General features: G+C 60.3%; 24 protein-coding genes. 21 read left to right on the top strand and 3 right to left on the bottom strand.

The annotated features are described in order from the left end of the window. Positions 1-62: 62 nt before the first annotated feature. Complete coding sequence (pbpG, locus tag RCI20_RS01695; protein ID WP_306602764.1) at positions 63-1,109, top strand: D-alanyl-D-alanine endopeptidase; 1,047 nt, start codon at positions 63-65, stop codon at positions 1,107-1,109. A 19-nt stretch (positions 1,110-1,128) separates the two neighbouring features. Here the strand turns inward: pbpG and RCI20_RS01690 are convergent, their stop codons facing one another. After that, positions 1,129-1,917 (bottom strand): IclR family transcriptional regulator, encoded by a 789-nt coding sequence (locus RCI20_RS01690; RefSeq protein ID WP_373691454.1) that lies wholly within the window; start codon positions 1,915-1,917, stop codon positions 1,129-1,131. A 213-nt stretch (positions 1,918-2,130) separates the two neighbouring features. Here RCI20_RS01690 and RCI20_RS01685 point away from each other — a divergent pair, with 213 nt between their 5' ends. The 3 genes from RCI20_RS01685 to RCI20_RS01675 all read left to right on the top strand — a co-directional run bounded on the left by RCI20_RS01685 (position 2,131) and on the right by RCI20_RS01675 (position 4,240). After that, positions 2,131-2,829 carry an aldehyde dehydrogenase family protein gene (locus RCI20_RS01685; RefSeq protein ID WP_306602763.1) on the top strand — a complete coding sequence of 233 codons (699 nt, stop codon included), beginning with the start codon at positions 2,131-2,133 and terminating at the stop codon, positions 2,827-2,829. Between the two features lie 150 nt (positions 2,830-2,979). Continuing rightward, a complete protein-coding gene (locus RCI20_RS01680; protein WP_306602762.1) occupies positions 2,980-3,969 on the top strand; it encodes a response regulator in 990 nt (329 codons plus the stop codon). Between the two features lie 55 nt (positions 3,970-4,024). Then, on the top strand, positions 4,025-4,240 hold the full coding sequence (locus tag RCI20_RS01675) for an RNA-binding S4 domain-containing protein (protein WP_306602761.1): 216 nt from the start codon (positions 4,025-4,027) through the stop codon (positions 4,238-4,240). Between the two features lie 101 nt (positions 4,241-4,341). Here RCI20_RS01675 and ccoG read toward each other — a convergent pair whose 3' ends face one another. After that, complete coding sequence (ccoG, locus tag RCI20_RS01670; protein ID WP_306602760.1) at positions 4,342-5,745, bottom strand: cytochrome c oxidase accessory protein CcoG; 1,404 nt, start codon at positions 5,743-5,745, stop codon at positions 4,342-4,344. 187 nt (positions 5,746-5,932) lie between these two features. On the opposite strand from ccoG, the gene RCI20_RS01665 reads away from it, so the two are divergent. From RCI20_RS01665 to RCI20_RS01640, 6 genes are all read left to right on the top strand, one after another. Further along, positions 5,933-7,249 (top strand): sigma-54-dependent Fis family transcriptional regulator, encoded by a 1,317-nt coding sequence (locus tag RCI20_RS01665; protein WP_306602759.1) that lies wholly within the window; start codon positions 5,933-5,935, stop codon positions 7,247-7,249. Positions 7,250-7,358: 109 nt separating this feature from the next. Further along, positions 7,359-7,661 (top strand): c-type cytochrome, encoded by a 303-nt coding sequence (locus RCI20_RS01660; protein WP_306602758.1) that lies wholly within the window; start codon positions 7,359-7,361, stop codon positions 7,659-7,661. 69 nt (positions 7,662-7,730) lie between these two features. Beyond that, positions 7,731-9,008, top strand: coding sequence for an MFS transporter (locus RCI20_RS01655; RefSeq protein ID WP_306602757.1), 1,278 nt, complete (start codon positions 7,731-7,733; stop codon positions 9,006-9,008). Between the two features lie 87 nt (positions 9,009-9,095). Further along, positions 9,096-10,085, top strand: coding sequence for an efflux RND transporter periplasmic adaptor subunit (locus tag RCI20_RS01650; protein WP_306602756.1), 990 nt, complete (start codon positions 9,096-9,098; stop codon positions 10,083-10,085). Positions 10,086-10,088: 3 nt separating this feature from the next. Then, positions 10,089-13,289: an efflux RND transporter permease subunit gene (locus RCI20_RS01645; protein ID WP_306602755.1), complete on the top strand. Its 3,201-nt coding sequence runs from the start codon at positions 10,089-10,091 to the stop codon at positions 13,287-13,289. Continuing rightward, the gene (locus RCI20_RS01640; RefSeq protein ID WP_306602754.1) at positions 13,286-13,510 is read left to right on the top strand and encodes a DUF2892 domain-containing protein; all 225 of its coding nucleotides are present in this window, start codon (positions 13,286-13,288) and stop codon (positions 13,508-13,510) included. Before RCI20_RS01645 ends, RCI20_RS01640 begins: the two co-directional genes overlap by 4 nt. 12 nt (positions 13,511-13,522) lie before the next feature. Here the strand turns inward: RCI20_RS01640 and RCI20_RS01635 are convergent, their stop codons facing one another. Further along, complete coding sequence (locus tag RCI20_RS01635; RefSeq protein ID WP_306602753.1) at positions 13,523-13,738, bottom strand: heavy-metal-associated domain-containing protein; 216 nt, start codon at positions 13,736-13,738, stop codon at positions 13,523-13,525. A 364-nt stretch (positions 13,739-14,102) separates the two neighbouring features. On the opposite strand from RCI20_RS01635, the gene RCI20_RS01630 reads away from it, so the two are divergent. From RCI20_RS01630 to RCI20_RS01580, 11 genes are all read left to right on the top strand, one after another. Next, positions 14,103-16,997 carry a response regulator gene (locus RCI20_RS01630; protein ID WP_306602752.1) on the top strand — a complete coding sequence of 965 codons (2,895 nt, stop codon included), beginning with the start codon at positions 14,103-14,105 and terminating at the stop codon, positions 16,995-16,997. Between the two features lie 242 nt (positions 16,998-17,239). Beyond that, the gene (locus RCI20_RS01625; RefSeq protein WP_306602751.1) at positions 17,240-18,106 is read left to right on the top strand and encodes an NAD(P)-dependent oxidoreductase; all 867 of its coding nucleotides are present in this window, start codon (positions 17,240-17,242) and stop codon (positions 18,104-18,106) included. Then, positions 18,103-18,975: an NAD(P)-dependent oxidoreductase gene (locus RCI20_RS01620; RefSeq protein ID WP_306602750.1), complete on the top strand. Its 873-nt coding sequence runs from the start codon at positions 18,103-18,105 to the stop codon at positions 18,973-18,975. Before RCI20_RS01625 ends, RCI20_RS01620 begins: the two co-directional genes overlap by 4 nt. A gap of 209 nt (positions 18,976-19,184) precedes the next feature. Next, positions 19,185-19,616: an RNA polymerase-binding protein DksA gene (dksA, locus tag RCI20_RS01615; RefSeq protein ID WP_373691453.1), complete on the top strand. Its 432-nt coding sequence runs from the start codon at positions 19,185-19,187 to the stop codon at positions 19,614-19,616. A gap of 4 nt (positions 19,617-19,620) precedes the next feature. Next, positions 19,621-20,688 (top strand): GTP-binding protein, encoded by a 1,068-nt coding sequence (locus RCI20_RS01610; protein ID WP_306602749.1) that lies wholly within the window; start codon positions 19,621-19,623, stop codon positions 20,686-20,688. Beyond that, positions 20,682-21,263 carry a 6-carboxytetrahydropterin synthase gene (locus tag RCI20_RS01605; RefSeq protein WP_306602748.1) on the top strand — a complete coding sequence of 194 codons (582 nt, stop codon included), beginning with the start codon at positions 20,682-20,684 and terminating at the stop codon, positions 21,261-21,263. The genes RCI20_RS01610 and RCI20_RS01605 overlap by 7 nt, the downstream gene beginning before the upstream one ends. Positions 21,264-21,318: 55 nt before the next feature. Next, positions 21,319-21,819 carry a DUF2796 domain-containing protein gene (locus tag RCI20_RS01600; RefSeq protein ID WP_306602747.1) on the top strand — a complete coding sequence of 167 codons (501 nt, stop codon included), beginning with the start codon at positions 21,319-21,321 and terminating at the stop codon, positions 21,817-21,819. Between the two features lie 3 nt (positions 21,820-21,822). Then, the gene (locus RCI20_RS01595; RefSeq protein ID WP_306602746.1) at positions 21,823-22,503 is read left to right on the top strand and encodes an ABC transporter ATP-binding protein; all 681 of its coding nucleotides are present in this window, start codon (positions 21,823-21,825) and stop codon (positions 22,501-22,503) included. Further along, on the top strand, positions 22,500-23,759 hold the full coding sequence (locus RCI20_RS01590) for an ABC transporter permease (RefSeq protein ID WP_306602745.1): 1,260 nt from the start codon (positions 22,500-22,502) through the stop codon (positions 23,757-23,759). The genes RCI20_RS01595 and RCI20_RS01590 overlap by 4 nt, the downstream gene beginning before the upstream one ends. 24 nt (positions 23,760-23,783) lie before the next feature. Next, positions 23,784-24,374 (top strand): DUF3299 domain-containing protein, encoded by a 591-nt coding sequence (locus RCI20_RS01585; RefSeq protein WP_306602744.1) that lies wholly within the window; start codon positions 23,784-23,786, stop codon positions 24,372-24,374. Continuing rightward, positions 24,371-25,216: a ZIP family metal transporter gene (locus RCI20_RS01580; RefSeq protein ID WP_306602743.1), complete on the top strand. Its 846-nt coding sequence runs from the start codon at positions 24,371-24,373 to the stop codon at positions 25,214-25,216. The genes RCI20_RS01585 and RCI20_RS01580 overlap by 4 nt, the downstream gene beginning before the upstream one ends. Positions 25,217-25,304: the final 88 nt, after the last annotated feature.

Raw genomic sequence — 25,304 nt, 5'->3', positions numbered from 1 at the left:
TTGAAATTTTGGACCGGATTGGTAAACTCGGATAAAATCCGGGTTTACTTTGGAGCTTTCCCATGCGGCGAAAATTATTGTCCCTGCTTGTGTCCATGACGCTGGCCGCAGTTCCCTTGACGGTGTGTGCCGGCAAGGTCGAAGCTGCGACGAACCAGAAGGTCGCGAACAAGTCGGGTGCGGTCAAAAAGCAGGCCAAAAAACAGGTCAAGAAGCAGTTGGCAAGCAGCACGAAGAAAAGCGTGCCGGTCAAAAAGTTTGTCAAATCGACCAGTAAATCGAAAAAACAAGTCGCCGAGGTGGCGCACAAGCCCTTGCATCGGGTATCGCTGGACGACGATCCGGGTCGCCTGGCCATCCAGTCTTCTGCCGCTGTCGTGATTGATCAGACCACGGGCAAGGTGCTGGTCGAAAAGCATTCGGATGCCGTGGTTCCCATTGCCTCGATCACCAAGTTGATGACTGCGATGGTCGTGCTGGATGCCAGTCTCGATCTGCATGAAGTCATTGCGATCAGCGCTGAAGATATCGATGACCTGAAAGGCTCGCGTTCGCGTTTGCCGGTCGGTGCCACGATGACGCGCGAAACGGCCATGTTGCTGGCCCTGATGTCTTCGGAAAATCGCGCAGCAAACGCGCTGGGCCGCCATTATCCGGGTGGCTTGCGGGCTTTCGTGCAAGCCATGAATCGCAAGGCCAAATCCTTGGGTATGCACGATTCCCATTTTGAAGAGCCGACTGGCTTGTCGAGCAATAACGTGTCGACGGCGCATGATCTGGCCCGCATGGTCGCTGCAGCAGCGCGTTATCCGGAAATCCGCAACTATTCGACGACGGCGGAAGCCAAGTTGGAACTGAATGGGCGCATCCAGAATTTCAACAATACCAACGCCTTGGTACGCAGCGACAACTGGCAGATTGGTCTGTCCAAGACCGGCTACATTTCCGAAGCAGGTCGTTGTCTGGTGATGCAAGCCTGGGTTGCCGATAAACCGGTGGTTATCGTCCTGCTCGACTCGCAAGGCAAGATGACCCGGGTTGGCGATGCCAACCGAATCAAGCGCTGGATGGAAAGTGCGAGCCTGACCTCAACGGTCAAGCCAACCTGATGGATCGCCCGGCTACGCCTCAGGGGCGTGGCCGGCGATATCCCAAGGCTTGAGAAACGGCATCTGCCGTGGCCAGAACCTGGCGGGCCCAGTCCGGATCGTGACGATCGGCTGGCGCCGAAACCGATAGTGCGGCAATGACATGCCCTTCGTCGTCATGGATGGGGGCGGCAACGCACTTGAGGCCGATTTCCGCTTCCTCGTCGTCGTAGGCGATACCATGCCGGCGCACCTTGTCCAGTTCCTTTTCCAGTGTATCGAGGGTGGTCAGGGAGTGCGGGGTCTTGCCCGGCAGGCCGGTGCGCTTTGCGTAGTCGCGGACTTTTTGCTGACTGTCGGCGGCCAGGAACAGTTTGCCCAGCGATGTGAGATGCAGCGGGGCGCGCCCGCCGACCAGGTAAACCACGCGCACGAGCGCCCGTCCCGATGAGGTACGTTCGAGATAAACGATTTCGTCGTCGTGCCGGGTGCCCAGGTTGATCGCTTCGCCAATCTGTTCATGCAGCGTTTGCATGAATGGCAGCGCAACTTCCCGCACATTGATGCGCGATTTGACGATGTTGCCGAGTTCGAGCAGGCGGATGCCAAGGCGATAATTCACGGCATCCTGGCGCTCGACGAAACGCGCATTGCACATGGCTGCCAGAATGCGGTGGGCCGTTGATGGGTGCAGTTCGGTGGCGCTGGCCAGATGCTTCAGGCTGGTTGCTTCGGGGGAGGCTGCGAGGGCGTCGAGCAGGGACATCATGCGCTCGATGACCTGGATCGAACCGGGGGTTCTGGTGGCGCCGTCGGGTGCTTCTGACAACTGGATTCCTTTATTCTCGGGGTTTGAGTAGCATTGGCTACTTTGCCTTATTGTGCGGCGCAATATTAACATGTCGATTGCGCGATACGTTATCTGCCTGAAGGCCTTCTGCGGTCCACTCGCTGGGAGCAGCAGAAACCGCTCATGGCCGTTCGGGGTGTGCCGCCCGCCGGTCTTTTCGAACATTACGCGGCAAGAAAGCGAGACTGAAACATGGAATTTGCACCCGAAGGCCCGATGGCCATTCCGCTCTGGATCAACGGCCACGCCTATCTCACGATGGGCGACAGCTTTTTTGACGTGGTCAATCCGTCGACCGGACAAGCCTTGCGGCGCGTGCCGATGTGTGGCGCAGAGGAGGCGGCCAAGGGCGTGGAGGCCGCCCGAGATGCGCAAGGCGAATGGGCTGCGTTGGGTGTGGCGGCTCGCCAGCTTTGTCTGGCGAACCTGGCCGATGCGTTGGCCCGCTACGCCGGGCACTTTGCCAAGTTGCTGATGCAGGATATCGCCTGTGAGGAGGCCGATGCGACCGCCGAGGTCGAGGCGGCGGTCATGGCGCTCAGAGCATTGGCAGTGGGGGATAGCGGGGTCGTTGCGCTGGTGGTCGGTGCCGGGCATCCGTTGCTCGGTTTCGCGACGGCCGCCGTGCCCGCGTTGCTGGCCGGGGCAACAATGGTCGTCAAGCCCAGCCCGAAAGCGCCTGCGGTGGCCTACGCTCTCTGCGAGTTGGCCAGTCGTGTCGAGTGGCCGGCTGGTGTACTCAACCTGCTGCACGGCGATGGCCCGGCCATCGAGGGCTTGTGCGCGGCCGGGGTTGATCGTCTGGTATTTAGCGGTGATTCTGAACTTGGTGCACAGGTGGCTGCTTTGGCAGCCAAGCACGGCACGGTCTGTGAATTGCTGGTGGCCTGAACAGGCTCTTTGCATAAGAAGCTGAAAAAATGGGGCTTCGGCAGTAAACTGCTCAAGCGCGCCATGCAGTGTTAGGCTTCTTTCGTGGCAAGTGGGGTCCGTGTCGGTACGCGGGCTGATGGGCAGAAAACTCGCTTAAGGTGGAATGCGGTGGATCAAGAAAAAACTCACGAAAAGCATCGAATTCTGGTCGTCGACGATGAGCCGAACATTCTCAATGCCGTACGTCGGGAACTGATGGCCCCGCCCTTTGGTCGGCACCAGTACGAGGTTGAGGTTTTTGCCAATCCGATGGAAGCCCTGGCAAGGGCCAGGGAGCAGGTATTCGAGGCGGTGCTGGCCGATTATCGGATGCCCGAAATGAGCGGCCTCGATTTTCTTCATGCGCTGGCCCAGTTGCAGCCTGATTGTGCCCGTTTGGTGCTCTCCGGCCATACTGACTTCGATTCGCTGATCCGCATGATCAACGAAACGCACATCTACCGCTTTATTCCCAAACCTTGGCATGGCTATTTTCTCAAGAGCTCGCTCGCTCTTGCGGTCGATCTGCGCCAAGCCACGCTGGCGCAGCGCCACCAGGCCAATCTGTTGCGCGAAGACGGTGTCGAGTTGCCGGCCGATGCGGTCAACGAGATCGATCAGATCTTGATCGTGCATGATGTGCCGGCTGTGGCTCATGCCATTGCTGAGTCGCTGACTCATTCGGGCCGGATTGATGATGTTTTTGGCGAAGTACGCGAACATGTGCGTCACGCCCATGTGCCGCGGATCGATACCGCGCGCATCAAGGTGCAGATTGCCGATTCGCTGGCGCAGGGCTTGAAAATCGCGGCTGATACCCGTTTGTCTTGCGTGATTGCCGGCTATCACATGCCCGGACTGGATGGCGCGAGTTTCCTGGCTGATCTGGCCCAACTGCAGCCGGATTGCGCCTGCATCATGCTCGCAGCCGAAGCCAGCATGGAAAGTGTTGTACAAGCGCTTGATCTGGCACATATCTCGGCTTTTGTCGCCTGGCCGTCTTCGGACTTTGTCTTGCGGGCCGCAGTGGCTGAAGCGCTGGCGCACCGTCGCCTGACGCTGGAGACGCGTGTGCTGGCGGAAATGTGCGCATCGCGCAAGCTTGGCGCGGTCGATTAGTTGTTTCTTGCTTTGGCTGATCGCCATAGCTTATTGATTATCATCGGAAAAATTCATGAATCACACCTTTGCCGTGCGCGGTGAGTACATCCAGCTTGATCAACTGCTCAAGGCAACCGGCCTGTGCGAGTCGGGTGGTGCGGCCCATGCCGCGATCACCGAGGGGCTGGTCAAGGTCGATGCTGCGGTCGACACCCGGAAACGGGCAAAAGTGCGTCCGGGTCAGCTGGTCGAGTTTGCCGGCGAGACGGTGACGCTGGTCGCTGAATAATCGGCCGAGCAGCTTTCCAAGCCGTATCTTTCGCCTGAAAACGGCGGGCGAAAAAAAGCGGGAGACCAGCTCCCGCCAAGTGATGCCTGCCTTGTTTGGCGTCAAGGCAGGAGGAAAGAAGCTTTCTCCCGCAGCGTGATCGACTCGTCACCTTCGGCAGTAATGTTGAAGTGGATCGGGTTGGAGCCGCGCTTGCCCGATTCCGGCGGAGCGCTGACCACAACATTGAACGACGTGAGGCCCGCCGGTGCAGCATCGACGGCTTGCTCACCGGTGATTTTTGCCCCGGTCAGGCCGTCGACCGTAATGTTGTAGCGTTGCGGTGCTTCGGTTGTGTTCATGATCTGCAACATGAAGACGTTCTCGATGCTGCCATCGTCGGCTTCGCGGGCTAGCGTCGAACGGTCGCGAATGATGTCGACCTTGAGCGGGATGCGGTGCGCCAGGAACCAGCCGGCAATGATCGTGATCAGGATCAGGATGGCGGTGTAGACCAATACGCGTGGGCGGACCATGTGGCTGAGGATGTCGGCCTTGCTCTGTTGTTTGGCCATGGCGTTTTCGGTCGAGTAGCGGACCAGGCCGCGTGGTAGCCCCACCTTGTCCATGACCTGGTCGCAGATATCGACGCAGGCTGCGCAGCCGATGCACTCGTATTGCAAGCCGTTGCGGATGTCGATGCCGGTCGGGCAGACGACGACGCACTGACCGCAATCGACGCAGTCGCCGAGTTTGCTGACATCGCTATCCTTTTTCCGCGCGCCACGCGGTTCGCCACGTGCCGGGTCGTAGGTGATGATCAGCGTGTCCGGGTCGAACATCACGCTCTGGAAGCGGGCATACGGGCACATGTACTTGCATACCTGTTCGCGCATGAAGCCGGCAAACAGGAAGGCAAAGCCGCCGTAGGCAAAGATCCAGAAAGTTTCCCAAGGGCCGAGATTATTGGTGGCGATATTGTTCAGCAGTTCGCTCACCGGGGTGAAATAGCCAACCAGCGTGAAGCCGGTCCACAGCGAAAGAATGCCCCAGAGCAGGAACTTTGTTGCCCGCAGACGCAGTTTTCGACCGTTCATCGGCATCTTGTCGAGCTTCATGCGGGCATTGCGGTCGCCCTCGACCCAGTTTTCGATCCACATGAACAATTGGGTGTAGACCGTTTGTGGGCAGGCGTAACCGCAGAACAGTCGCCCGGCGACGGCGGTGACAAGGAAGAGGGCGTAGGCGGAAATGATCAGCAGGACAGCCAGATAGATCACATCCTGCGGCCAGAATACGATGCCGAAGATATAGAACTTGCGCTCGACGAGATGGAACAGCAGTGCCTGACGGTCGTTCCATTCCAGCCACAGGCCGCCATAAAAAGCGACTTGGGTCAGGATGACCAGCGCGATGCGCCAGTTGTCGAAATAGCCCCGTACGCCTTTGGCGTAAATCTTTTTGCGTTTTTCGTAAAACGATACCTCGGCGTCTTGTCCTTGTTTATTGCTGTCTGGCTGGCTCATTTTGTATCCGTGATGGTTGGGGATGCCAGTGTCTGGCTATCGTTGTAGAAACAAGTTGCGTGCCAGCCTCCGTTTTTGGACAGGTGCCTTAGAAATCAGTGGCTTGGCCGGGTCCCTCGGGTTTGTTGTCGGATGTGGCTGGCTTGTGTGTCAAAATTGACAGCAATTAATGGCTGGAGTGTCAATTTTGACATCGCACTTTCTCAGTGAGTTGATTTCCTTTCTCGATGGTTTGCCTGAGCCGCGCATCGTGATGAGTGCCGATTACCGGATCATTGCAGCGAATAAAGCTTACACCCGTGAATTCGGTGGTGGACGGGAAATTGCCGGGCGCGCTTGCTACGAGGTCTCGCATCACTTCAATGTGCCGTGCGATCAGGCCGGCGAATCCTGCCCGCTGAAACTCAGCCTGGAAGCCGGTGAGCCGCAGCGCGTACTGCATCTGCATCACACGCCGCGTGGCGAAGAACATGTGGCTGTCGAGACGATGCCGATTCGCGACGAAAGCGGGGAAATTGCCTACTTCGTCGAAACCATGCGTGTCGTGCGTCAGGCCAGCAGTCGCGCAGCTGCTCAAGGCCTGGTCGGTCGGTCGCCGGCTTTTGTCAGCATGCTGGAAAAAATCCTGCGTGTGGCCAACGCCAACGCCGCCGTGTTGCTGCTCGGCGAAACAGGGACCGGCAAGGAACTGGTCGCCCACGCCATTCATGAAGCCAGTGCACGGGAAGAAGGCCCCTTTGTTGCGGTCGACTGTGCCGGCATGACGGAAACCCTGTTTGAAGCGGAGCTGTTCGGTTACGAAAAAGGCGCCTTCACCGGTGCGACGCATCGCAAACTGGGCTTGGTCGAAGCGGCTTCCGGCGGCACGCTGTTTCTTGACGAAATCGGCGAGTTGCCCTTGTCGCAGCAGGTCAAACTGCTGCGCCTGCTGGAAACCGGCACCTTTCGCCGGGTTGGCGGCCTGGACTGGCTACCCGCAGATTTTCGCCTGATTACCGCCACCCACCGCGATTTGTCGGCCATGGTGCAGGCCGAAACTTTTCGCCGCGACTTGTACTTTCGCATCAACACTTTTCCGATCCGGACGCCCGCGCTGCACGAGCGTCCCACGGATATTCCGCTGCTTGCCGCATCGTTGCTCGGTCGGGTAGACCGCAAACCGGGACGCCGTTTCAGCGAAGCAGCGCAACACTGGCTTTCTGCGCGGCGTTATAGCGGCAATATTCGTGAATTGCGCAACCTGATCGAGCGGGCCTCGCTGCTGGCCGATGGCGATACGATCGATGTGATGCATCTGGCAGAAATTGGCGATGCGCCCGCGCCGGACGAGACGGCCTTGCCGGATGGGCGCTTTTGCCTCGACCGGATCGTCGCGCTGGATCAACTGGAGCAGCAGTATCTGAACTGGGCCAGGCAGCGCCATGTCGGGGAGATTGGCGAACTGGCCGGCCAGCTCGGGGTCAGTACGCGGACGCTGTATCGCAAGCTGCAAGTGGTGGACTGATGTCCGCCTGGACGAGGTGCCATGCGCATGGTGTGCGTTCGCTGCGAGTCGGGTTAGACTGCGCGCTCAAACAGATCATTTAACAGTGATTAACTAAAAGGAGGAAACAATGAAGAAGATGCTTTCCGTGTTGCTCGCCGGCGCCTTTGTGGCAATGCCGGTTCTGGCCTCTGAGGATCTGGCCAAAGCCAAAAACTGCATGACCTGCCATAGTGTGGCGAAAAAGATCGTCGGCCCGGCCTACAAGGACATTGCCGTAAAACGTGCGGCCGAAGCCGGTGCCGAAGCCGCGCTGGCAGCCAAGATCAAGAACGGCAGCAAGGATGAGTGGGGCAAGGTGCCGATGCCGGCCAACGCCGTCAGCGATGCCGAGGCGGCAACCCTGGCCAAATGGGTGCTTTCCCTCAAATAAGCGCGCTCTTTGCCTGACCGACAAAGCGCCCCCAGAGGCGCTTTTTTTACAAAGTAGATTGGAGACAGCATGCAACCGTTAACAACTGAACAACTGCGCCGACGCTGGATCATTCTGGGCGTTGTTGCACTGGCTTACATCCTGTCGTTCTTCCAGCGTTTTGCCCCGGCGGGTATCGCTCAGGATCTGGCCGCATCATTTCAAACCTCGGCGGCATCGCTCGGGGTTCTCGCAGCGACGTATTTTTATGTTTACACCGTCATGCAGGTGCCGACCGGCATCCTGGTCGATACCCTGGGGCCGCGGCGCATTCTGGCGCTGGGCGGGGTGGTGGGCGGTCTGGGCAGCCTGCTGTTCGGTTTTGCCCCGAGCCTGGAACTGGCGCTGATCGGCCGAACCTTGATCGGGCTGGGCGTCTCGGTCACCTTTATTGCCATGCTGAAGCTGGTTGCTGTCTGGTTCGAGGAAAATCGTTTCGCCACCATTGTCGGCATCTGCATGCTGATCGGCAACATGGGCTCGGTCCTGGCCGGCGCGCCGCTCTCCGGGTTGGCTCAGGCAACCGGCTGGCGCGGTGTGTTTATCGGTGTCGGTATCTTGTCGCTGGTGCTCGGCCTGCTTTGCTGGTTGATCGTGCGCGATTCGCCGAGTGCAGCAAACGGTGCTCCACGGCATCGTTTTGACCGGACGGTCGTGCTTTCCGGTCTGCTCTCCGTGCTGAAGAACCGGGCAACCTGGCCGGTTGTCATCGTCAATACCGGCACCTCCGGTGCCTTTTTCACCTTTGCCGGTTTGTGGGCGACGCCTTATCTGGTCCAGGTGCACGGCATGGAGCGCTCGGTGGCGGCGAACCATCTGTCCTTGTGGTTTGGCGGTTTTGCTATCGGCTGCCTGTTTATCGGCGGCTTGTCCGATCGTCTGGGCCGACGCAAACCGGTGTTGATCGCCACCTCGCATCTTTATGTGCTGCTGTGGCTGGTCCTGCTTTCCTGCATGACCATGCCGCTTGGCATGTCGTATGGGCTTTTTGCCTTGTTGGGGCTGTCGACCGCAGGATTCAGCCTGACCTGGGCCTGTTCGAAGGAAGTGAACCCGCCAATGCTGTCCGGCGTGTCGACCAGCATCGCCAACATGGGCGGATTTTTCTGTGCCGCGATCATGCAGCCGGTGGTCGGCTGGATCATGGATCTGGGTTGGCAGGGGGAGATGAGCAGTGGGGCGCGCCTGTACAGCGTCGAGGTCTGGCGCCATGGTTTGCTGGCGCTGACCTTGTGTGCCGCGGTCGGGGCCGCCGCTTGCTGGCGGATTACGGAAACCCGTTGCCGCAACATCTGGCAGGCGAACTGAACACTGCCGCAATGGACGAAAGGGGGGCAAAAACCGGGTAGCGTGCGTTGCTTGTTCATGAATATAAATTAGCGTATTCTTATATTCATGAAAATCAACATCCCGCGCACACTGGTTTTTGCCCTGAATCTGCTGTCGACCGCAGTGTTGGCGGCTGATCCCCTGTCAGTCATCACCGTCAAACCACATCCGGTCGACCTGACTTTCCCGGCGGAATCGGTCGTCGAGGCCGTGCAACAGACGACGATCGGTGCCCAGGTCGCCGGCCGGGTGCTGGAAGTGCGCGCCGACGCCGGCCAGCGGGTGAACAAGGGCGACCTCCTGATGCGCATCGATGCGCGCGAGGCGAGCGAAGCCGCCCGGGCTGCCGACGCCCAGTACAACGTGGCGAAACTCAATTACGAACGGCACCAGCAGTTGAAGGCGCAGAAGTTCGTCAGCCAGGCCGCGCTCGACAAGGCCAAGGCCGATTTCGATGCGGCTGCCGCCAATCGCGGTGCCGCCGGTGCCAGCCAGAGCCACGCCACCATTGTCGCGCCGATGGCCGGCATCGTTGCCCGACGTCACGCCGAAGCCGGCGACATGGCGATGCCGGGAACGCCGCTGTTCACCATCTACCAGCCGGGCAGTCTGCGCGTTACTGCCAGCGTGCCGCAGTATCGTCTGGCGGCAATGCGCGGTGTGACGACGGCCCGCGTCGAGTTTCCCGAACTCGGCAAGTGGGTCGAGGCGACCGCCGTCCAGGTGCTGCCGACGGCTGACGCGGCGACCCACGTTTCCCAAGTCCGCGTGAACCTGCCGGCGTTGCCGGAAGCCACGCCCGGCATGTTTGCCCGCGTCCATTTCGTCACCGGCCGCGCCGACAAGCTGACCGTGCCGGCCAGCGCCGTGCTGCGACGCGGCGAGGTCGCCGCCGTTTATGTGCTATTGCCGGACAATCGTCTCAGCCTGCGCCAGTTGCGCCTGGGCGAGGCTGTCGGCCAGGGCGAGATCGAGGTGCTGGCCGGGCTGGCTGCGGGCGACAAGGTCGTCACCGACCCGGTCAAGGCGGCCATCCAGATCCAGTCGGGCAAGTAAGCCATGGCTGCTGAAAAAACCTCGCTCGGCATTTCCGGGCGCATTGCTGCCGCCTTCCAGGATTCGCGGATCACGCCGCTGCTGGCGCTGGTCGCCTTCCTGCTCGGCGTTTTCGCCACCCTGGTGACGCCACGCGAGGAAGAGCCGCAGATCGACGTGACCATGGCCGATGTGCTGGTCGCCTGGCCGGGCGCTTCGGCCAAGGATGTCGAGAATCTGGTGGCGACGCCGGGCGAGCAGGTGCTGTCGCGCATGCATGGCGTCGAGCATGTGAACTCCATGTCGCGCCCGGGCATGGCGGTGATCACCGTGCAGTTCGAGGTCGGCGTCAAATACAACGACGCGGTGCTGCGTCTGCACGATACCGTGATGGCGCATCGCGACTGGTTGCCGGCCAATCTCGGCGTGTCCGAGCCGGTGATCAAGCCGCGCGGTATCGACGACGTGCCCATCGTCGCACTGACCTTCCACACCGCCGACCCGGCGCGTTCGGCTTATGAACTGCAGCAGGTGGCGCGTGCGGTCGAGATTGAACTGAAACGGATCAAGGGCACGCGCGACATTTCGACGCTTGGCGGGCCGGACCACGCCGTGCGCGTGCTGCTCGACGCTGAACGGATGAACGCTTTCGGCGTCACGCCGCAGGACATCGCCGGCGCGCTGACCGTTTCGAACGCGCTGCAGACTTCCGGCAGCCTGGTCTCCGGCAATCGCGAAATTCTCGTGCAGACCGGGACTTACCTTGAGTCGGCGGCGGATGTGAAGCGTCTGGTGGTCGCCGTCCGCGAGCGAAAACCGATCTACCTGAGCGATGTCGCCAGCGTCGAGGACGGCCCCGACCAGCCGCAGCACTACGCCTGGTTCGGGACCAAGGACGGTGAATTCCCGGCGGTCACCATCCAGATTTCCAAGCAGCCCGGCGTCAATGCCGCCGATGTGGCGAATGCTGCGGTCGACCGTATTGAAAGCCTGAAAAACGTCGTCATTCCCGACGGCATCGAGGTCACGGTGACGCGCAACTACGGCGAGACGGCGACCGAAAAGGCACAGAAGCTGATCGGCAAGCTGGTCTTCGCCACCGCCTTTGTCGTGCTGCTGGTCTTCTTCGCGCTGGGCAAGCGCGAAGCGGTGATCGTCGGCATCGCCGTGACGCTGACGCTGGCGGCGACGCTGTTCGCCTCATGGGCCTGGGGTTTCACCTTGAACCGGGTGTCGTTGTTCGCGCTGATCTTCTCGATCGGCATCCTGGTCGATGACGCCATTGTGGTGGTTGAAAACATTCACCGCTGGCAGGCCCTGTATCCGGAAAAGACCCTGCTCGAAATCATTCCCGGCGCGGTCGATGAAGTCGGCGGGCCGACCATCCTGGCGACGCTGACGGTGATCGCCGCGCTGTTGCCGATGGCCTTCGTCTCCGGGCTGATGGGGCCGTACATGAGCCCGATCCCGATCAACTCGTCGATGGGCATGGCCATTTCGCTGGCCATCGCCTTTGTTGTCACGCCCTGGCTGGCGGTGCGTCTGATGAAGTCGCATGCCAGTCATAGTGTGGCGCCGGTGTCAAAACTGGATGCCAAACTCGACAGCACTTTCCGCAAGCTGCTGACGCCCTTCCTCGATCCGCTCAAGGGCGCCGCGGCGCGGGTGAAACTGGCCATCGTCGTCGTTCTGCTGATCCTCGGTTCGGTATCGCTGGCCTACTTTCAGCTCGTCGTGCTGAAGATGCTGCCGTTCGACAACAAGAGCGAATTCCAGATCATCGTCGACATGCCGGTCGGCACACCGGTAGAAGAAACGGCGCGAGTGCTTCAGGAAATCGGCGCCGAGCTGGCCAGGGTCGAGGAGGTGACGAATTACCAGGCCTACGCCGGCACTGCCAGTCCGATCAATTTCAACGGCCTGGTCCGCCAGTATTACCTGCGGGCCGCCCCGGAAAAGGGCGACATCCAGGTCAATCTGGTCGACAAGGCCCATCGTTCACGGAAAAGTCATGAAATCGCCGCCGGCGTGCGCGCGGCGGTCGAAGCCGTGGGCCAGCGCAACGGCGGCGTCGCCAAGGTCGTCGAAGTGCCGCCGGGACCGCCGGTGATGTCGCCCATCGTCGCCGAGATCTACGGCCCCGACTACGCCGGCCAGATCGCCGTCGGCAAGCAGGTGCGCCAGGCCTTTACGGAAACCGCCGACATCGTCGCCATTGACGATTACATCGACGCCGATTCACGCAAGTTCGTGCTCCATGTGCAGCAGTCCAAGGCCGCGCAACTGGGTGTGGCGCAGAGCGACATCGTCGAGGTCGTCGGCATGGGGCTGGCCGGTATGGACGTGACGCCAGTGCGCAACGCCGATTCGAAATTCGCCGTGCCGGTGCGCGTGGTGTTGCCGGCCGAGCAGAAATCGACGCTCGACGCCCTGCTCAAGCTGCGCGTGCGCTCGCGCGACGGGGCGCTGGTGCCGGTCTCGGAACTGGTCGAGGTGCGCGACACGGCGCGCGAGAAGACGATTTACCACAAGGACCTGCTGCCGGTGGTCTATGTCGTCGGCGACATGGGCGGCAAGCTCGATTCGCCGCTCTACGGCATGTTCGACATCCGCTCGAAGATCAACGGCATGGCACTCAAGGAAGGCGGCACGCTTGGCGAATGGTTCATCCGCCAGCCGACCGATCCCTACGCCGGCTACAGCGTCAAATGGGACGGCGAGTGGCAGGTCACCTACGAGACTTTCCGCGACATGGGCCTGGCCTACGCGGTCGGGCTGATATTGATTTATCTGCTAGTGGTCGCCCATTTCGGCAGCTATCTCGTGCCGCTGATCATCATGGCCCCGATCCCGCTGACCATCATCGGCGTGATGCCCGGCCACGCCTTGTTCGGCGCGCAATTCACGGCGACCTCAATGATTGGCATGATCGCGCTGGCCGGCATCATCGTCCGCAACTCGATCCTGCTCGTCGATTTCATCAAGCAGCAGGTCGCCGCCGGCATGGATTTCCACGACGCGGTGATCCAGTCGGCCGCCGTGCGTGCCAAGCCGATTGCGCTGACCGCGCTGGCTGCCATGCTCGGCGCCATGTTCATCCTCGACGACCCGATCTTCAACGGCCTGGCCCTGGCGCTGATCTTCGGCATCCTGGTGTCCACGCTGCTGACGCTGGTCGTCATTCCCGTGCTGTATTACGCCGCTTTCAGAAAGGAACACGCATGACCATCGAACGCATCATCCGCATCATGGCCGGCTTCTTCGTCATGCTCTCGCTGGCGCTCGGCTGGCAGGGCAGCCCGGTCTTCGTCTCCGAATGGTTCCTGGCATTCACCGCCTTCGTCGGCTTCAACCTGTTCCAGAGCGGCTTCACCGGCTTCTGCCCGCCGGAGAAGCTGCTCCGCAAACTTGGTGTCAAAGCAGACGGCGGCGCCTGCGGCAAATGAGCCTTGATGGCTTCAGTGCGTCGTGTATTCGGCGCTGAAGCCTGCGTCGGTAATTGCCTGAAGGATATCTTCCGGGCTGACAAAATTCCCGTGTTCGACATCGGTCAGCCCGCTTTCCGGCTCGATATCGAGGTGGCTGACACTCGGCAGGTCCTGAATGGCATTGGCCAGTGTGCGCACGCAATGCGCATCGCGCAGGCCGGCGACCTTGAATGACTGTCTGTGCATGATGTGACCTCCGTGCGTTGGGCGTATATGTTGGTCAGCAAAGTTTCCCGGAAGTTCGAAAACAGGAGATTTCCGGCAGTTGTGCCCTTAAAAGCTGTCGTTTGCGCTGTTTACACAATTCGGCCGTTGTGGCCGGTGGCAGGAACGGTTCAATCGAGCGGTTGAATCCAAGGTCGCCTACCTGCCGTTCAGTCCTGAGAGCTTGCGAACGCTTGCCGTCCTCTCTGGCGGATGAGTACTCCACGTCCGAAGCTGAAGTTTCCAGAAGCGTGCTGGAAACTGAAATATGCCTAAATCGCTAAAAATATATTAATAGTGTCAATTTGTGCTGTAATGGCATACTCGACAATTACTTGTCATCGCTATGATCATACGTCGCCACAACATTTATTACATTGCCGCAGGAGTAGCCACCGCGGCAGTCGTATTTCTGTCCGGTTTCCTGGTCATGAAGCAACGACAGGAAGGGGCGGCGATGGCGGAGCTCTCGGTTGCAAACCATGCGACCTTGCTTGCTGTTCAGGTGGAGGATTCCTTTGATCAAGCCAATGCCTTGTTGATTGCAGTTGGGAGTCGCTACCTTGATGCGAAGCGCCAGACCGCCAAGGACATCGAATATCTCATGGGGCAGGTCAAGAAGGAAATTCCTGCCTATTCGCTGGTGAGCCGTCTTGGCATCATCGACGAGCGCGGCATAAATGTCCTTAACACTGGATTTGACGAGCAATCTCCGCGTGCGCTGGATCTGTCTGATCGCGACTACTTCCGACGCGCCCGCGATGGTGATAAGGCACTGCTTTTTGAGGGGCCGGTTCAGGCCCGGCTAACCAAGGAATGGTCCCTGCTCCTTGCCCGCCGCCTCGAATCGAAGTTTGGTGAGTTCATTGGCGTTATTTTTGTCGTTATCCCTGTCAATTCAATCGGAAAAGCTTTTTCCAGGGTCTCGTTGGGGTCGTCAGGCAGTGTTAACTTGCGGACCATGGATTTTGCCCAGGTGGTTCGCTACCCCGAGCTTTCCGGCCCAAACCAGGTTATCGGCAATCGCAACGTTTCGCAGAAGATTCAGGATTTGATGCACACCCGCCCTGGGCAGGATAGCTACGTGTATACGGCTGTTGCACCTATCGATGGCATCGAGCGCGTTTACGCTTATCAGAAGTTTGATCATTCTCCCTTCTGGATGACGGTTGGTCGGGCGACCGCTGATTTTGAGACGACATGGCGGCAAATGGCAGTTTTGCTGGGGGTTCTTTCGCTGGCGATGGGGGCATTCCTGATCTGGGTTGCCCGGAGCATGACGCAACAGCACAAAACTCTTGAACGGAGTGTGAATGAACGAACTCGCGAACTATCGGCAGCAGTCCGTGAGCTGAATGATCTCTACAATCAGGCACCCTGCGGCTACCATTCGCTGGACAAGGACGGCATTATCCTGCGCATCAACGACACGGAACTCGATTGGCTCGGTTATGCGCGCGATGAGGTCGTCGGCAAGAAGCGCATCACGGATTTCATGACCGCGGCCTCGGTGGAAACATTCAAAACGACGTTCCCCAAATTCCTGGCGAAGGGCCATGCAGAGGATATTGAACTTGAGTTTGTCTGCAAGGATGGCCACTTGGTGTCGGGGCTGGTGTCGGCGACGTCGATCTACGATGAGCAGGGCAGATTTCAGGCGACTCGCTCGGTCATTCTGGATTACACCAAACTCAGGAGGCAGCAGGCCACCCTGCGCAATATTCTGAGTGCTTCGCCAATGGCGGTACGCATTGCCCGCTTGTCGGACAACCGGGTTGTCTTTCTGAACGACGCGTTTACTCAACTGGTCCGGAGAAGTGCCGAAGAAGCGCTCAATATGGATATCAGTCAAAACTATATTGATCCTTCAGCATTTGACGATATCCGGCAGCGACTTGGCCGAGGAGAGATGGTGCTGAATCGGCTGGTTGAACTGCATCTTCCGGACATGAAGGAGGTCCCGCATGTCTGGGCGCTGGCGTCCTACATGCTTGTCGACTATGAGGGAGAAAAATCCGTTCTTGCTTGGTTGTTCGATGTGACGGAACTGCAAGCCGCCAAAGCGATGGCGGAGTTTTCCAATGTGGCAAAGAGTGCCTTCCTCGCCAATATGAGCCATGAGATTCGTACGCCAATGAACGGTGTGCTGGGTATGGCAAGTCTGCTTCAACGCACGGGCGTAACGGACAAGCAGGCGGGCTATCTCGACAAGATCGAAACCTCCGGCCGCCATTTGCTGAGCATCATCAACGACATACTTGATCTTTCCAAAATCGAGGCCGGGAAAATGCTCCTCGAGCAAAAACCCTTTACCTTGGCCAAGGTACTCCGTTCGGCTGTCGGGGTCATGGAGCATGTTGCTCAAATGAAGGGATTGAGTATTTCCATCGAAGACGATGAGCTTCCACCGATGCTGTACGGCGATTCGATACGGCTGACCCAGACCCTGGTGAACTATCTCAGCAATGCCTTGAAATTCACGGAACAGGGCAGGGTCACGTTAACCGGCCATGTAGTGGAAGAAAGCGATGCAGCCTGCCTGCTCCGTTTTGAAGTCAGCGATACTGGGATCGGCATGACTGTCGAACAATGTGCGCGGGTCTTCAACGCCTTTGAGCAAGCGGATAGTTCAACAACCCGTAAATACGGCGGTACTGGACTGGGGCTGGCAATCACCAAGCACATCGCAGAACTAATGGGAGGCGAGGTCGGCGTTTCGAGCACGCCAGGTGAGGGTAGTACGTTCTGGCTGACCGCCCGGTTTGGCAAATGCTCGGTTGAGTTTGATGGGGAGTCTGATTCACCGGTTGAAAACGCTGATGCCATCCTGCGGCGTGACTATCACGGATGTCGGATTCTGCTCGCAGAAGATGAGCCAATCAATCAGGAAGTGACCCAAGAATTATTGGGGGATTTAGGTCTTGAGGTTGATGTCGCCGAAAATGGCAAAATAGCCGTAGCCTCAGTAATGAAAAACCGCTACTCGGTCATCCTGATGGACATGCAGATGCCAGAAATGGACGGATTAGAGGCTACTCGTGCCATTCGCCAACTTCCCGCTTTCAGGAAAGTTCCGATTCTGGCAATGACCGCCAATGCGTTTTCCGAAGATCACCAGAAGTGCCTGGATGCCGGGATGAATGACTTCATTTCCAAACCAATCGAACCTGTAGTCTTGTACGCGACCTTGCTGGCCTGGATGGAAAAACAGCCCTTGATTGAAGCAGTGGATAAAAGCTGACTGCTTTCGTGCAAGAAATAGTCTTTGATCGGCGCCTTTGTTGAGCGGCAGGCAACCCACACATTGCTGTCGGAATCGGACCACCGTTCCGATATCTGCTCCGGATGATTTTCGGGCCTCGGCCTTCTTCAGGTCGCCAGTGCTTTGCTGGCTTGAGTCTTGATTTTATTGACAACCAGAATCCTCGGAATCTCCCATCCCCGATCAGCTAGAATTCCTGCTTCCACATGAAGGAGCGGGACATGAAAATCGGATTTATCGGCCTCGGGATCATGGGGCGCCCGATGGCGCTTAATCTGTTGAAGGGGGGGCATCAGGTGACCGTCTGGGCGCGCCGCGCCGAATCGATGCAGCCCTTGCTCGATGCGGGAGCGACCGGTGCCGCGTCGCCGGCCGAAGTCGCGTGCGGGCAGGAACTGGTGATTTCCATGGTCGCCGACGCGCCCGATGTGGCCGAAGTGATGCGCGGCGTGGCCAGTGCCGGCATGCCGGGGTTGGTCGCTGTCGATATGAGCACCATTGCGCCGGCAGCAGCGCGCAGGATTGGCGAGGATCTGGCGGCAGCCGGTGTCGATTTCATCGATGCGCCGGTGTCCGGCGGCGAGGTGGGGGCGATTGCCGGTACTTTGTCGATCATGGCCGGCGGTTCGGTGGCAGGTTTTTCCCGCGCCCAACCGGCTTTTGAATGCATGGGCAAGAACATCGTGCATGTTGGTGCATCCGGTGCCGGGCAGGTGACCAAGGCAGCGAACCAGATCGTGACCGGCATGGGGGTGCTGGCGGTCGCCGAGGCGATGGCTTTTGCCTCGAAAAACGGCGTCGACCGCAGCAAGGTGCGCGAAGCGCTGCTCGGTGGCTTTGCCTACTCGAAAATCCTGGAAAACCACGGTCAACGTATGCTGGATCGCAATTTCAAGCCGGGTTTCAAGAGCTGGATGCATGAGAAAGACCTGAATATCGTGATGCAGACAGCGCACGAACTCGGCCTGTGTCTGCCCGGTTCAGCGGCAACGGCGCAGATGTTCAACGCGATGGTCGGTTCCGGCTATGGCGAAGAGGATTCCATCGCCGTGCTGAAACTGCTGGAAAGCTTGTCGGGGCAGCAATGAAAGTCGGATTCATCGGCCTGGGCGTCATGGGGCGCCCGATGGCGCTGCATTTGCAGGCGGCCGGGCATGAATTGCATGCCTGGGCGCGTCGACCGCAAAGTTTTGCCGGTTTGCCTGCCATCGTTCATGCCACGCCGGCCGAACTGGGCGCGGCCTGTGAGGTGGTGTTTACGGTCATTACATCGAGCGCCGATGTCGAAGGCGTGGCGCTGGGCGAACAAGGACTGATCCACGGCATGGCCGCCGGCTCGGTGCTGGTCGATTGTTCGACCATCGCGTCGGATGTTGCCCGTCGTATCGCCGGCCGGCTGGCGGAAAAAGGCATCCATATGCTCGACGCACCGGTGTCCGGCGGCGTGCAGGGGGCGATTGATGCCACGCTGGCGATCATGGCCGGTGGCGATGCGGCGGTGCTGGAACGGGTGCGGCCGCTGCTCGATTGTCTGGGCAAGCGCATCGTGCATGTCGGGCCGAACGGGGCCGGGCAGGTGGCCAAGGCCTGCAATCAGATGATCATGGTGGCGGCCATCCAGGCGGTGGCCGAGGCGATGCGTCTGGCGCAGGCGTCCGGCGTCGATTGTGCCAAGGTGAAACAGGCCTTGTCCGGCGGCTCGGCGGCCTCAAAGGTGCTCGATGTGATGGGCCAACGCATGGTTGAACGCAATTTTTCGGCCGGTATCGAGGCACGCTTGCACCACAAGGATTTCGGTCTGGTGCTGGAGGCTGCGCGCAAAAGTGCTGTGCCGGTGCCGTTGACCGCAAGTGTGGCGCAGCAACTCAATGCCTTGATGGCGATGGGCATGGGGCGTGACGATACGGCGTCGTTGCTGCGTGTGCTGGAGCCTGAACCGGAACCCCGGCCGCATTGATTTTGCCCGTTGGGCTGGTCAGATGGCGGCGAGCTTGGCATGATGCTCGACGACCTGCAGGTTGATGCGGCTGATCCGGCCGGATTGCTATAAGATTGCCGCCTTGTGATTGCTGCTGCTTATGGTTTCCGCATGGTTTTCTGCTTGAACCTGCTCGATGGCCGCGCCTTTCAGACTGTTTGATTAATGAGAAATACAAGGAAAGATCGATGACCCGATCCACCAAATCCGCCGCCCCGCTGAGCGAAGCTGAATTGCTCGCCGCTTCGCCGGATGACTACATGTCGCCTGCCCAACTTGCTTTTTTCCGTCAGCGCCTGCTTGACGAGGAAAAGGCCCTGCGTGGTGCCGCTGAGGAAACCACGCATCACCTGCAGGACAACGCGGCTGAACCCGATCCGAACGATCGCGCCAGTGCGGAAGAAGAGCACACGCTGGAACTGCGCGTGCGTGACCGCGAACGCAAGTTGCTGAAGAAGATTACCCAGTCGCTGCAGCGCATTGACGACGGCACCTATGGTTGGTGCGAAGATACTGGCGAACCGATCGGGATTCCGCGCCTGTTGGCCCGGCCGACGGCCAGCCTCTGTCTCGAAGCCCAGGAACGCCACGAACAGAAGCGTCGCCAGTTCGGCGGCTGAGTGCATGACGTCGTCCGATAGCGACCGGCGCATTCCGGTCATCATCCTCACCGGGTTTCTCGGTGCCGGCAAGACGACGCTGCTCAACCATTTGCTGACGCAGCCGGAGATGGCCGAAACGGCCGTGTTGATCAACGAATTCGGCTCGATTGCGGTCGACCACCATCTGGTGGAAAAAATCGACGATGACGTGATCCTGCTCGATTCCGGCTGCATCTGCTGCACCGTGCGCGGCGACCTGACGCGCAGCCTGACCGACCTGTTCATGCGCTGCCTGCGCCGCGAGTTGACGCCGATTCGTCGCGTCATCATCGAAACCACCGGGCTGGCCGACCCGTCGCCGGTGATTTTTACGCTGATGGAAGATTTCTTCCTGCTCGAACGCTATCGCATCGACGGTGTCGTGACGGCAGTCGATGCGACGCACGGCGAAGGGCAGCTCGGCGCCCACGGCGAGGCGATCAAGCAGGTGGCGATGGCCGACCGGCTGTTGCTGACCAAGACCGATCTGGCGACGCCGGAACAAATCGATTCACTGGCACGCCGGCTGACTGCGATGAATCCCTCGGCCCCACAGATTCAGGTGCAGCAGGGTGCCGTGGCCGCCTCGGTCATCCTGGATTGCGGTTTGTACGATCCGGCCGGCAAGTCGCCGGACGTGGCAGGCTGGCTGGCCGAAGAAAAGGTGCGCGAGGAACGACGCAAGGCGCACGGCCAGCATCACCATCACGACGTGGACCGGCACGACGCCCACGTTTACAGCTTTGCGCTGACTTTCGCCGAACCGCTGCAGTGGGCGGCTTTTGCCGATACGGTCAGCGTGCTGCTGGAAAGCATGGGCGAACGCATCCTGCGCATCAAGGGCCTGCTCAATGTGATCGGCGATCACAAGCCGCGCGTCGTGCAATGCGTCCAGCACGTGCTTTATCCCTATACCCGGCTCGACGACTGGCCGGCCGATGCGCCGTACAACGACCGCCAGAGCCGGCTTGTGTTCATCGTTCGCGATCTCGACCAGTCGCTGGTCGAACAGGCTTTCGCGATGTTTTGTGGAGCGCGCGACCAATGTTGATCCGTAAATTGTTCAAGTTCGAGAATGCCCATATCGTGCGCGGCTGCAGCACCCGCCGTTGTTCGCATTCGATGCACGGGCATTCGTACAAGGTCGAATTGCTGCTCGAAGCGCACGCTTTCGACAACGGCCAGATGCTCTACGATTTCGGCCTGCTGAAGAGCGGCCCGCGTGACCTGATCGACGCTTTCGACCATGCCGTCGCCGTCTGGGATGGCGACGATGCCGAGTACATCGCTGCCTGCAAGCGCTTTTCCGAGCGCTGGATCAGCCTGCCCGTGTCGCCCAGCGCCGAGCAGTTCTCGCGCCTGTTCTTCCGCTTGGTCGACACGCTGCTCGACCTGACCGACAAGGTGAACGGCGAGCAGGACGTGCGCCTGCATTCGGTCATCGTCCATGAAACCGAAACCGGCTACGCCCAGTGTTTCCGCGAGGATGCCGAGAATCCGCGCATGGGGCTGATCGGCCTCGACCAGATCGTCTTTTCCGAGGCCATCACGCAAGCCTGGCGCGACCCGCAACTGTTTGAAAAACTGAAACGCGGCGAACGCCTGATCAATCCGCCGGCTGTTTGAATGCCGGTTGGCCGGCGTGCCGCGTGACGATGTCATTGCCTGAAGGAAGATTCCGATGAAAAAACTGTCTGTTTTGCTGCTTTCCTTGTTGCCGACGCTGGCGCTGGCCCAGCATGCCCATAGTCATGGCGTCGGCCGGCTCGACATCGTGGTCGAGAAGAATCAATTGATCCTGGCGCTGGAAATTCCGCAGCACGATCTGGTCGGTTTCGAGCGTGCGCCGAAGAACGCCCGCGAACAACTGACGGTGCAGGCCGTGCTGGAAAAGCTGAAAGACCCGGCTCGCCTTTTCGTGCCGACGGCGGCCGCCCAATGCGCGCTACTCGAACAGAAAATCGACGCACCGCTGCTCTCCGGCGGCCAGGCGGCCGATGGGCATGGCGATGTCGAAGCGCGCTACGTCTATGCCTGCGCCAAACCGGAAGCGCTGAACGACGTGCAGGTGAAGGCGCTGAACGAGTTCAAGCGCGTCCGTTCGTTGACGCTGAGCTTCGCCGGCCCGAAAGGCCAGAAGGCGGGCAAGGTCGATATGAGGAATCCGGCGTTTGCCTGGTAACGCATGAGCGCAGCGGCCATCCGCATTGATGATCTGGCATTTCGCTGGCGGCGTAAGGGGCCGCTTTGCGTGACGCTGGCGCATCTTGCGGTCGACGCCGGGAAAAGCCTGTTTTTGCACGGCCCGAGTGGCGTTGGCAAAAGCACGCTGCTCAACCTGATCGGCGGCGTGCTGTTGCCGGAGCGCGGCGGCGTCGAACTGCTTGGTCAGCCGTTGGGGAAGTTGTCGGCCGCCGGGCGCGATGCCTTTCGCGCCGATCACCTGGGCTTTGTCTTCCAGCAATTCAACCTGATTCCCTACCTGTCCGTGCTCGACAACGTGTTGCTGCCTTGCCGCTTTTCGGCACGGCGTGCCGCTCGGGCGGGTGATCCGCAGGCCGAGGCGCGGCGCCTGCTCGGCGAACTCGATCTGGCGGCCAGCCTGGCCACGGTGCCGGCGGCCGAACTGTCGGTCGGCCAGCAACAGCGCGTAGCGGCGGCGCGGGCCTTGATCGGCCGGCCGGAAATCATCATCGCCGACGAGCCGACTTCGGCGCTCGACGCGTCGCGTCAATCAGCCTTCATCGATTTGTTGCTCCGCGAAGCGAAAGCCGCCGGCAGCACGGTGGTTTTTGTCAGCCACGACGAACGGCTGGCCGCGCATTTTGATGAAAAACTGGCGTTGACCGCAGGAGCGGCGCAATGAGCGCCTTGTTGCGTCTCGCGCTGGCCAGTGCCTGGAATCGTCGGCTCAGCCTCGGCCTGACCTTGCTCGCCGTGCTGCTGGCGGCGACCTTGCTGCTCGGCGTCGAGCGCGTGCGCCATGCGGCACGCGACGGTTTCGCCCAGTCGGTGTCGGGCACCGATCTGGTGGTCGGTGCGCGGACCAGCCCGGTGCAACTGGTGCTGTATTCAGTCTTCCATCTTGGCGAAGCGACCAACAACCTGAGCTGGCAGAGCTATCAAGCCATTGCCGGCGACCCGGCGATTGCCTGGAGCGTGCCGCTGGCGCTCGGCGATTCGCATCGCGGCCATGCCGTGCTGGGCACGACGGCCGACTATTTCACGCATTACCGTTACGGCGAGCGGACACCGCTGCGCCTGGCCGAGGGCCGCGTGTTCGATGCGCTGTTCGATACCGTGCTCGGCGCCGAAGTCGCCACAACGCTCGGCTACCGGCTGGGCGACCAGATCACGCTCAGTCACGGCGCGGGCGGTTTGCCCGGCATGGAACACGAAGACAAGCCCTTTACCGTCGTCGGCATCCTGGCGCCGACCGGCACGCCGGTGGACCGCACCGTGCATATCAGCCTGCCGGCCATCGAGGCGATCCACCTCGACTGGCTGGGCGGTGCGCCGATTCCCGGTTTGTCGCTGGCCCCCGAGGTGGTGACGAAGTTCGATCTGCAGCCGAAAAGCATCACCGCCTTCCTCGTCGGCCTGCGTCAGCGGGTCGAGGTTTTCCGCGTGCAGCGCCGGATCAACGAATTCCGGGGCGAGCCTTTGCTCGCCGTCATGCCGGGGGTTGCGCTCGACCAGTTGTGGCAAACCGTTGGCGTCGTCGAACGCGCCTTGCAGGCGCTGTCCTGGCTGGTATTGGCGGTCGGTCTGGCCGGGCTGATGGCGGTCATGCTGGCCGGCTTGAACGAGCGGCGCCGTGAAATGGCCATCCTGCGCTCGGTCGGCGCCGGGCCGCGGCATATTCTTTTTCTGCTGATGCTGGAAAGCTTCGTCGTCAGTCTGCTCGGCTGCGCACTGGGCCTCGGGCTGGTGACCTTGCTCGCGCTGACCGGCGATGGCCTGCTCGCCCGTTTCGGTCTGGCGACGCTGCCGATTGCGGTCAACGCAGAAGAAATGCAACTTCTCGGCATTGTGCTTGTCTGTGGGCTCTTGGTCAGCCTGTTGCCGGCCTGGCGTGCCTATCGTCTGTCGCTGGCCGACGGCCTCATCCCGCGTTTGTGATTGCCGTCCGCGAAAAGGAATTCCATGCTGCCTAAACTGTGTCTGCTGCTCGCTCTCGTGTTTCCCCTGACCTTGTCCGGCAGCTTGTCGGCCAGCGATTATCGCGTCGGCGAACGTTTGCCGGCCAGCAAGGGGGCGGCCAAGGGTTTCCAGGAAATCGTCTGGGACGATCTGATGCCCAAGGGCTGGGACCCGATGGCGGCGTTCAAGGGCATCGATCTGAATCGCCTGCAGGACAGCGACCCGAAAGCCATCGAAATGCTGGCCAAGGTGCGGGCCGAATGGGACAAGGCGCCGGTCGAGCCGGCACTGAATGGCACGCGGGTCAAGATTCCCGGTTTTGTCCTGCCGCTTGAGCGCAAGGGCGACGAAATTTCCGAATTCCTGCTGGTGCCATACTTCGGCGCCTGCGTGCATGTGCCGCCGCCGCCGTCGAATCAGGTGATCCACGTCGTCCCGGCCAAGCCGGTGAAGGGCATGAAAACCATGGAAACCTTCTGGATCAGCGGTACGCTGCACTTGCAGGGTGGCGACAGCGGCATGGGGACTTACGCCTACCGGATCGCCGCCGAGCGCGTCGAGCCGTATGAAGTAAAACAAGGAAAGAAACGATGAGTACCTTGAGCATGATCCTGCTGGCCTGTCTGGCTGGCGGATTGATCAGCATGGCCGGCGCGGCGGCGGTGGTTTTTCGCTTTTCCCGGCAGTCGACCGCAATATTGGTGGCTTTTGCCGCCGGGGTGATGTTGTCGTCGGCCTTCCTGCACATCCTGCCGGAAGCCTTCAATTCGCTGCCGCCGGTCGATATCCATGCCGGCCACGACCATGCGCCGGGCGATCAGGCGGCGATGGCGGCAGAGGAGGATGAGCACGCCGGGCACAATCATGGCGGGCCGATTGCCACGCTGTTTGCCGTCATGCTGGTCACGCTGTTCGTGTTTTTCGCCCTGGAGCGCCTGGCGCTGTGGCGTCACTCGCACGGCGACTGCGCTTCGCACGATGGTCACCATGCGGTGGTCACCGCACCGCTGCTCATTCTGGTCGGCGATGCCTTCCACAATTTTGTCGACGGCATCCTGGTGGCGGCGGCTTTCATTGCCGATCCGATGCTCGGCGTGACGACGACGGTGGCCATCATCGCGCATGAAATTCCGCAGGAAATGGGCGATTTCATCCTGCTGCGCAACGCTGGCTGGAGCAATGGCAAGGCCTTTGTGGCCAATGCCGGCTCCAGCCTGAGTTCGCTGCTCGGCGGCGTTCTCGGCTATTTCATGCTGTCCGCCGCCGATTTCGTGTTGCCCTACGTGCTGGTCATTGCCGCATCGAGCTTCATCTACGTCGCGCTGGCCGACCTCTTGCCCTTGCTGCATAAGCAGCGCGACAGCTTTGTCCGGCAGACCCTGCTGATCGCTGCCGGCGTCGCCGTGGTGCCGATCGTGAGCTGGTTTACCCATTGAGTCACCGGATTTCTGGCGTTGTATGATGTTTTCGGGCTGCGGGAGTATTGATTGTTAAATTCGCCATTCGCCAAAAGGAATGTTCGCT

Origin of the sequence: Azonexus sp. (assembly GCF_030824335.1) — a bacterium.
Lineage (GTDB): Bacteria > Pseudomonadota > Gammaproteobacteria > Burkholderiales > Rhodocyclaceae > Azonexus.
This window is presented reverse-complemented; position numbering and strand designations above follow the sequence as displayed.

Coding starts and splice junctions, on each gene's coding strand:
- RCI20_RS01640 (WP_306602754.1), top strand. CDS start 13,286: ATGACCATCGAACGCATCATCCGCATCATGGCCGGCTTCTTCGTCATG.
- RCI20_RS01590 (WP_306602745.1), top strand. CDS start 22,500: ATGAGCGCCTTGTTGCGTCTCGCGCTGGCCAGTGCCTGGAATCGTCGG.
- dksA (WP_373691453.1), top strand. CDS start 19,185: ATGACCCGATCCACCAAATCCGCCGCCCCGCTGAGCGAAGCTGAATTG.
- RCI20_RS01635 (WP_306602753.1), bottom strand. CDS start 13,738: ATGCACAGACAGTCATTCAAGGTCGCCGGCCTGCGCGATGCGCATTGC.
- RCI20_RS01645 (WP_306602755.1), top strand. CDS start 10,089: ATGGCTGCTGAAAAAACCTCGCTCGGCATTTCCGGGCGCATTGCTGCC.
- RCI20_RS01580 (WP_306602743.1), top strand. CDS start 24,371: ATGAGTACCTTGAGCATGATCCTGCTGGCCTGTCTGGCTGGCGGATTG.
- RCI20_RS01600 (WP_306602747.1), top strand. CDS start 21,319: ATGAAAAAACTGTCTGTTTTGCTGCTTTCCTTGTTGCCGACGCTGGCG.
- RCI20_RS01675 (WP_306602761.1), top strand. CDS start 4,025: ATGAATCACACCTTTGCCGTGCGCGGTGAGTACATCCAGCTTGATCAA.
- ccoG (WP_306602760.1), bottom strand. CDS start 5,745: ATGAGCCAGCCAGACAGCAATAAACAAGGACAAGACGCCGAGGTATCG.
- RCI20_RS01630 (WP_306602752.1), top strand. CDS start 14,103: ATGATCATACGTCGCCACAACATTTATTACATTGCCGCAGGAGTAGCC.
- pbpG (WP_306602764.1), top strand. CDS start 63: ATGCGGCGAAAATTATTGTCCCTGCTTGTGTCCATGACGCTGGCCGCA.
- RCI20_RS01660 (WP_306602758.1), top strand. CDS start 7,359: ATGAAGAAGATGCTTTCCGTGTTGCTCGCCGGCGCCTTTGTGGCAATG.
- RCI20_RS01655 (WP_306602757.1), top strand. CDS start 7,731: ATGCAACCGTTAACAACTGAACAACTGCGCCGACGCTGGATCATTCTG.
- RCI20_RS01605 (WP_306602748.1), top strand. CDS start 20,682: ATGTTGATCCGTAAATTGTTCAAGTTCGAGAATGCCCATATCGTGCGC.
- RCI20_RS01685 (WP_306602763.1), top strand. CDS start 2,131: ATGGAATTTGCACCCGAAGGCCCGATGGCCATTCCGCTCTGGATCAAC.
- RCI20_RS01595 (WP_306602746.1), top strand. CDS start 21,823: ATGAGCGCAGCGGCCATCCGCATTGATGATCTGGCATTTCGCTGGCGG.
- RCI20_RS01585 (WP_306602744.1), top strand. CDS start 23,784: ATGCTGCCTAAACTGTGTCTGCTGCTCGCTCTCGTGTTTCCCCTGACC.
- RCI20_RS01625 (WP_306602751.1), top strand. CDS start 17,240: ATGAAAATCGGATTTATCGGCCTCGGGATCATGGGGCGCCCGATGGCG.
- RCI20_RS01650 (WP_306602756.1), top strand. CDS start 9,096: ATGAAAATCAACATCCCGCGCACACTGGTTTTTGCCCTGAATCTGCTG.
- RCI20_RS01620 (WP_306602750.1), top strand. CDS start 18,103: ATGAAAGTCGGATTCATCGGCCTGGGCGTCATGGGGCGCCCGATGGCG.
- RCI20_RS01610 (WP_306602749.1), top strand. CDS start 19,621: ATGACGTCGTCCGATAGCGACCGGCGCATTCCGGTCATCATCCTCACC.